A 7,050-nucleotide genomic window follows, 5' to 3' on the forward strand; every position below is an offset into this window, starting at 1 on the left:
AGGTTCTTGCTGCATTACTGTGGTGAACCGATGCAGGTGTACAGGTATTCCGGGCCCGAGTTCTCTCCTTACGGCGACGGGAAGGTTCCCGAGGTCGACGAGGGGCGCTGGGTCGCGCCCACCGCCTCCGGGCCGTTGCGCGCCTCCTCGTCCCTGCCCGGGTCGAAGTCCCTGACGAACCGCGAACTCGTGCTGTCGGCGCTCGCCTCGTCGCCGTCGACGCTGCGGCTGCCGCTGCACTCCCGCGACACGGCGCTCATGATCGAGGCGCTCAAGGCCCTGGGCACGACGGTCGCCGAGTTCCCGAACGACTCCCCCTTCGGCCCCGACCTGGTCGTCACGCCCGGCGAGCTGCAGGGCGGCGCGACGATCGACTGCGGCCTGGCCGGCACGGTCATGCGCTTCCTGCCCCCGGTCGCCGCACTCGCCCTCGGACCGGTCACCTTCGACGGCGACGCCGGAGCCCGCAAGCGCCCCATGCGCACGACGATCGACGCCCTGCGCTCCCTCGGCGTCGAGGTGAACGACGACGGCCGGGGCGCGCTGCCCTTCAGCCTCTACGGCACCGGCGAGGTCGAGGGCGGCGACGTCGAGATCGACGCGTCGGCCTCGAGCCAGTTCGTCTCGGGGCTGCTGCTCTCGGCCCCGCGCTTCGAACGCGGCCTCACCCTGACCCACACCGGCGAACGCCTGCCGAGCCTGCCCCACATCGAGATGACGATCGACGCGCTCGCCCAGCGCGGGGTCGAGGTCGCCTCGCCCGCCGTCGGCACCTGGATCGTGCCGCCGACGCCGATCGCGGGGCGCGAGGTCGTCATCGAACCCGACCTGTCGAACGCGGCGCCGTTCCTCGTGGCCGCCCTGGTCGCGGGCGGCACCGTGTCCATCCCGCACTGGCCCGCCGACACGACCCAGGTCGGGGCCGACCTGATCGACCTGCTGCCGCTCTGGGGTGCGTCCGTCACGCTCGACGGCGACACCCTCACCGTCGACGGCGGCGTGGGCCTCGTCGGCGGCGGCTCGCTGCCCGGCGTGGACGTCGACCTGTCCCGCGGTGGCGAGCTCGCCCCGGCGCTGGTCGCCCTCGCCGCCCTCGCATCGGGCCCGAGCACGATCACCGGCATCGGCCACCTGCGCGGTCACGAGACCGACCGCCTCGCGGCCCTCGCCGCCGAGATCAACGCCCTCGGAGGCGCGGTGACCGAACTCCAGGACGGCCTGCGCATCGAGCCGTCCCCGCTGCACGCGGGCCAGTGGCGCACCTACGAGGACCACCGCATGGCGACGGCGGCGGCGATCATCGGCCTCGCGGTCGAGGGGGTCGAGCTAGACGACGTCCGGGTCGTCGGCAAGACGCTGCCGCAGTTCGTCGAGTTGTGGGACGAGATGCTCGGCCGGTCCGTCCGCCAGAGCCCCGCCGACATCGACCTGCTCGGCTTCCTCTAGGCGCCGGGCCGACGACGATGAGCGGGGCACGGCACGGGACGAGCGGGGCACGGTCGACGATGAGCGAGGCACGATGAGCTGGTGGAGCGACGGCGACGACGCCGAGGACGAGGGCGACTACGCCCAGTACGACGAGAGCTCGGTGCGGGTGCGCCCGAACCCCAAGGGCAACAAGCCGCGCACCAAGCAGCGCCCGGCCTACGCGAACGCCGAGGAAGGCGTCGTCTGGACGGTCGACCGTGGCCGCTACGGCGTGCTGATGGACGCCGGCACCCCCGACGAACGCGAGATCACGACGGCGCGGGCCCGCGAGCTCGGCAAGAAGAGCGTCGTGACCGGTGACCGCGTCGGCGTCGTCGGGGACACGAGCGGCTCCGAGGGGTCGCTCGCCCGCATCGTCAAGGTGCACGACCGCTCCACCCTGCTGAGGCGCAGTGCCGACGACAGCGACGCGGTCGAGCGCGTCATCGTCGCCAACGCCGACCAGATGCTGATCGTCGTTGCCGCTGCCGACCCCGAGCCCCGGCCCCGCCTGGTCGACCGCTACATGGTGGCGGCGTTCGACGCGGGGGTCGAACCGATCCTCTGCATCACCAAGACCGACCTCGCCAACCCGGCACCGTTCGCGGCGCACTTCTCGTGCCTCGACCTGCGCATCGTCACGACGACCTCGACCTCGTTCGACGAGGTGGCACCCGGCGGGCAGGTCTCCCCCGCCCTCGACGAGCTGCGCGGCGTCCTCGACGGCCACGTGACCGTCACGGTCGGCCACTCGGGCGTCGGCAAGTCGACCCTCGTCAACGCCCTGACCGGGTCGCGTCGCGAGGTCGGCGTGGTCAACGCCGTCACCGGTCGCGGACGGCACACCTCGTCGTCGACCGTGTCGTTCAAGGTGCCGACCGGCGGCTGGATCGTCGACACCCCCGGCGTGCGGTCGTTCGGACTCGGGCACGTCGACCCCGAGAACATCCTCAAGTCGTTCGCGGCGCACGCGATCCCGGCCGAGGGCGAGCCGGTCGACGGCATCCCGCTGGCCGAGGCCCACGACTGGGAGATCGTCGACCGCATCGAGGCCGGCGAGCTCGGCGACGTCGGCCGCGAACGGCTCGAGTCGCTGCAGTCGCTGCTCGCGTCCAAGGGCGGCGTGAGCGCGCGCGACCTCGCGGCCGCGGCCGACGACGCCCGCAGCGACGAACTCGGCTAGCGCGCCGCCGCGTCGCACCGCACTCGGTCGCTCGGCGCCGGCCGATCCGCGCTGGGGCCGACCGCGCGACATCGCACCGCGTCTCGTGCAGCACACCTGGACTAGTCGCGGTGCCGTGCACGAAACGCGGTGCAGTGAAGTGCAGGGCGGGCCGGGGCGGACCGGGGCGGCGGTGAGGTGCGGCGCGGGGCCTTGCGGTGCGGCGCGGGCCGGGGCGGCGGTGCAGGAGGCGCGGGGCGGGCCGGGGAGGCGGTGCGGTGGGTGCAGGAGGCGCGGGCCAGGTCGGCGGACAGGGCGCGGTCGAGCAGGGCGGGCTGGGTACGCTGACGGGGTGACCGATGCTGCCGAGCCGACCCGCGCCTCCTCGTCCGACCGATCCACCGGGACGCCCTGGGCGGACGACCTGGCGCTCGCGCTCGAGCTGGCCGGCCTGGCCGACGCGATCAGCACCGAGCGGTACCGGTCGGCCGACCTGCACGTGTCGCTCAAGCCCGACCGCTCGCACGTGACCGACGCCGACCAGGCCGTCGAGCGGGCGATCCGCGAGCGAGTCGCCGCCGCGCGGCCCGCCGACACCTTCTACGGCGAGGAGTACGGCCATGACGCTCCCTCGCACCGCCAGTGGGTGGTCGACCCGATCGACGGCACGGCGAACTTCCTGCGCGGGGTGCCGGTCTGGGCGGCGTTGATCTCGCTCGTCGTCGACGGGGTGCCCGTGGTGGGCGTGGTCAGTGCTCCCGCGCTCGGCCGGCGCTGGTGGGCGACGCAGGGCGGCGGGGCGTTCTCGACCGAGCACGACGGGCCGTTGCGGGTGTCGGGCGTGCGCGACCTGGCCGACGCGTCCCTGAGCTTCAACGGACTCGAGTACTGGATCGACGCCGGGCGCCTGCCGCAGCTGCTCGACCTGACGAGCCGGGTCTGGCGGACGCGGGCGTACGGCGACTTCTGGTCGTACATGCTCGTCGCCGAGGGCGCGCTCGACGTCGCGGGCGAGTTCGACCTGCAGCCCTACGACATGGCCGCCGTGGCGGTCGTCGTCGAGGAGGCCGGCGGACGATTCACCAGTGCCGACGGCCGGCCGGGCCCCTGGCACGGCACCGCGATGGCGACGAACGGACTGCTGCACGAGAGCGTCCTCGGGGTCGTGGCCGAGCCTCCTGCCTGAGTCGCCTGCGAGCTGACCCCGCCATGAACTAAACAAGCCGCCACCTCTTTGCGTGGCGGCTTGTTTACTTCGTGGCGGGATGACGGCGGTCGAGGTTCATCCCTGCGACGGAGGGCGACTCAGCCCTGCGCTTATGTTCACGCAACGTGCGGACGGCTTGACTGATCACACGACGTCACCGGCTCCGCACAGGGGCACCGAGCAGCTCGGGCAGGGTCGTCAGGGGCTCCGCCGCCCGTGTCCCTGCACGGGCGGCCGGGCCTCGCCAACCGCGTCACCGACCGCGTCACCAGCCGATCGAAAGGCCCACCATGTTCGTCACGCCCGCCGTCTCCGTCTCCGCCACCACCAGCACGGTCGCCGGCTCCATCGATCCCGCGTCGATCGCCCTGCCGACCACGCGTCAGGTCGACGTCACGAGCTACGTCGTCGAGGCCTTCGCCCGCCTCTGACCCGACCGCCGCCCGACGGTTCGCCGCCCGACGATCCGCCGCCCGACGGTTCGACGCCCGACGCATCGACGTCCTGGGAGGCGCGGCCACCCGAGGAGGCGCGGGTCGCCTCCCCGACAGCGGTCGCCGGCTACGACGCCGCGGCCCCCTCGCCCACGCGCCCCTTCTTGCGGGCGCGCAGGTCCATCAGCCCGAGCACGAGCGCCACGGACACCAGGGCGATCGTGACGAAGAAGCCGTTGCGGTAGGCCTCGTGGTAGACGTCGAGGTTCGCCCCGTCCGCTCCCCCGGAGCCGGCGATGACCGAGTAGAACGTCGAGACCGCCGCCGCCGTGCCGATGGCCGTGCCGGCCCGCTGGCCGACCTGCCCCATCGAGCCGGCGACGCCGCCCATCTCGACGGGCACCTCGGCCAGCGTCAGCGTCTGGTTGGGCGAGATGACGAAGCCGCCGCCGGTTCCGGCGATCAGCATGCCGATGCCCATGGCGTAGGGCGTGATGTCGCGCGGGGTGAGCACGGCCGCGAGCAGCAGGGCGACGAAGCCCACCGCGACCAGGACCAGCCCGAGGACGACCAGGCTGCGGCCGAAGCGGTCGACGAGGCGTCCGCCGTAGAACGCGGCGACGGCGCTGGTCAGGGCGAAGGGGATGGTGACCATGCCGGCGTAGACGGGTTCGAGGCCGAGCCCCTGCTGCAGGTACAGCGTCGTCAGCAGGAAGGTCGCGGGCAGGGCGCAGAAGTAGACTGTCGCGATCAGGGTGCCGTTGCGGTACGACGCGAGCGAGAACAGGCTGAAGTGCACGACGGGCGACTTGCCCCGGGCCTTGTAGCGCTGCTCCCACCAGACGAACGCGGCGCCGAAGCCGACGAAACCGATCAGGAAGAGCCAGCGCAGCGGGTCGTCGCCCTGTCCGGTGGTCAGCACGAACGGCAGCATCAGGGTGAAGATCGTCAGGCCGAGCAGCACGATGCCGAAGAGGTCGAGTTCGTTGTGGCCGTTGGGGGCCGTCCGCGTCTTCGGCAGCAGCTTGAGGGCGAAGAAGATGGCGATCAGGCCGAGGGGGATGTTCATCCAGAACAGCAGGCGCCAGCCGTCCTCCGGGCCGCCGATCGCGATGAGCAGGCCACCGAGGGTCGGGCCGAACGCGGTGCTGACGCCGATGATGGCGCCGAAGAAGCCGAACGCGCGACCGCGCTCCTTGCCCTGGAAGAGCTGCTGGATGAGCCCGAGCACCTGCGGCATCTGGATGCCGGCGGCGACGCCCTGCAGGATGCGCGCGGCGACGAGCAACTCGATGGTCGGCGCGAGGGCGCAGAGCAGGCTCGCGACGGTGAACGAGGTCAGGCCGATGACGAACATCATGCGGCGCGACTTGAGGTCGCCGAGTCGGCCGGACGGCACGAGCGAGAGGCCGAAGGCGAGCGCGTAGCCGGCGACGATCAGCTGCAGGGCGGTGGGGCCGGCGCCGAGCGACGCCTCGATACTGGGCAGACCGACGTTGACCTTCGACAGGTCGAGGATCGTCAGGGCGGCGACGCCGACGCAGACGGCGAAGGCGCGCCACTTCTGGCGTTCTTCGTCGGAGCGGGCGGCGCGGCCGGAGGCGGGGCGGGCGGCGTCGGCGCCTCCCGGGGCAGGGGTGTCGGATGTCTTCGTCATGGGATCGTTCCGTCATACACCGTGCACGGCCTGCAACGACGCGGGTGCCTGCGGAACGCGGGGCGCGCGGGTGCGCCGACCCGCGCCTCCCGGGCTCCGACGGTCGAGGGGACCGAGAGCCGAGGAGGCGCGGGTGGCGACGAGGGTCAGGCCGCCTTGATCAGGCCGTTCGGGTTGAGGACGTACTTCGTGGCCGCGCCCTGGTCGAACTCGGCGTAGCCGCGCGGGGCGTCCTCGAGGCTGATCGCCTGGGCGTGGACGTTCTTCGCGATGCTCGTGCGGTCGTGGAGGATCGCCATCATCAGCTGCCGGTTGTACTTCATCACCGGGCACTGGCCCGTGGTGAACGACAGCGACTTGGCCCAGCCGGTGCCGAGGCTGAGCGACAGCGAGCCCTTCTGCGCGGCGGCGTCGATGCCGCCCGGGTCGCCGGTGACGTAGAGCCCCGGGATGCCCATGGCGCCACCGGCCGCGGTGATGTCCATCAGCGAGTTCAGCACGGTGGCCGGTGCTTCCTCGCCCGAACCGCCTCCGTGGCCCTTGGCCTCGAAGCCGACCGCGTCGACGGCGCAGTCGACGAGGGGTTCGCCGAGGATCTGGTCGATCTGCTCGCCCGGCTCGCCCTTGGTCAGGTCGACGGTCTCGCAGCCGAAGCTGCGGGCCTGGGCGAGGCGGTCGGCGTTCATGTCGCCGACGATGACGACGCTGGCGCCGAGCAGCAGGGCACCGGTGGCGGCGGCGAGGCCGACGGGGCCGGCTCCGGCGACGTAGACGGTCGAGCCCACCTCGACGCCCGCGGTGACGGCACCGTGGAAGCCGGTCGGGAAGATGTCGGACAGCATCGCCAGGTCGAGGATCTTCTCCATGGCCTGGTCGGCGTCGGGGAACTTGAGCAGGTTCCAGTCGGCGTAGGGCACGAGCACGTACTCGGCCTGTCCGCCGACCCAGCCGCCCATGTCGACGTAGCCGTAGGCGCTGCCGGGGCGGTCGGGGTTGACGTTGAGACAGATGCCGGTCTTGCGTTCCTTGCAGTTGCGGCACCGGCCACAAGCGATGTTGAACGGCACCGAGACGATGTCGCCGACCTTGATGAACTCGACGTCGGGGCCGACCTCGACGACCT

Annotated in this window: 6 protein-coding genes; 4 read left to right on the top strand and 2 right to left on the bottom strand. The window is 72.3% G+C overall.

Going from position 1 to position 7,050, the window contains the following annotated elements; all coding sequences use genetic code 11:
• The first annotated feature begins 30 nt into the window (after positions 1 to 30).
• The 4 genes from aroA to QRN23_RS11965 all read left to right on the top strand — a co-directional run bounded on the left by aroA (position 31) and on the right by QRN23_RS11965 (position 4,267).
• The gene (gene aroA / locus QRN23_RS11950) at positions 31 to 1,446 is read left to right on the top strand and encodes a 3-phosphoshikimate 1-carboxyvinyltransferase (RefSeq protein ID WP_285063638.1); all 1,416 of its coding nucleotides are present in this window, start codon (positions 31 to 33) and stop codon (positions 1,444 to 1,446) included.
• Between the two features lie 73 nt (positions 1,447 to 1,519).
• Positions 1,520 to 2,650, top strand: coding sequence for a ribosome small subunit-dependent GTPase A (gene rsgA / locus QRN23_RS11955; RefSeq protein WP_285063639.1), 1,131 nt, complete (start codon positions 1,520 to 1,522; stop codon positions 2,648 to 2,650).
• A gap of 403 nt (positions 2,651 to 3,053) precedes the next feature.
• Positions 3,054 to 3,815, top strand: coding sequence for an inositol monophosphatase family protein (locus tag QRN23_RS11960; protein ID WP_285063645.1), 762 nt, complete (start codon positions 3,054 to 3,056; stop codon positions 3,813 to 3,815).
• A gap of 311 nt (positions 3,816 to 4,126) precedes the next feature.
• Complete coding sequence (locus tag QRN23_RS11965; RefSeq protein WP_157485316.1) at positions 4,127 to 4,267, top strand: hypothetical protein; 141 nt, start codon at positions 4,127 to 4,129, stop codon at positions 4,265 to 4,267.
• A 130-nt stretch (positions 4,268 to 4,397) separates the two neighbouring features.
• On the opposite strand, the gene QRN23_RS11970 is transcribed toward QRN23_RS11965, so the two are convergent.
• Both QRN23_RS11970 and QRN23_RS11975 read right to left on the bottom strand, forming a co-directional pair.
• Complete coding sequence (locus QRN23_RS11970) at positions 4,398 to 5,927, bottom strand: MFS transporter (protein WP_285063640.1); 1,530 nt, start codon at positions 5,925 to 5,927, stop codon at positions 4,398 to 4,400.
• A 146-nt stretch (positions 5,928 to 6,073) separates the two neighbouring features.
• The coding region (locus QRN23_RS11975; RefSeq protein WP_285063641.1) for an alcohol dehydrogenase catalytic domain-containing protein at positions 6,074 to 7,050 on the bottom strand (977 nt) is incomplete at its 5' end.

The sequence above is a fragment of the Frigoribacterium sp. ME-P-080 genome, from assembly GCF_030209595.1.
Classification (GTDB): Bacteria; Actinomycetota; Actinomycetes; order Actinomycetales; family Microbacteriaceae; genus Frigoribacterium.

Coding starts and splice junctions, on each gene's coding strand:
- aroA (WP_285063638.1), top strand. CDS start 31: ATGCAGGTGTACAGGTATTCCGGGCCCGAGTTCTCTCCTTACGGCGAC.
- rsgA (WP_285063639.1), top strand. CDS start 1,520: ATGAGCTGGTGGAGCGACGGCGACGACGCCGAGGACGAGGGCGACTAC.
- QRN23_RS11965 (WP_157485316.1), top strand. CDS start 4,127: ATGTTCGTCACGCCCGCCGTCTCCGTCTCCGCCACCACCAGCACGGTC.
- QRN23_RS11970 (WP_285063640.1), bottom strand. CDS start 5,927: ATGACGAAGACATCCGACACCCCTGCCCCGGGAGGCGCCGACGCCGCC.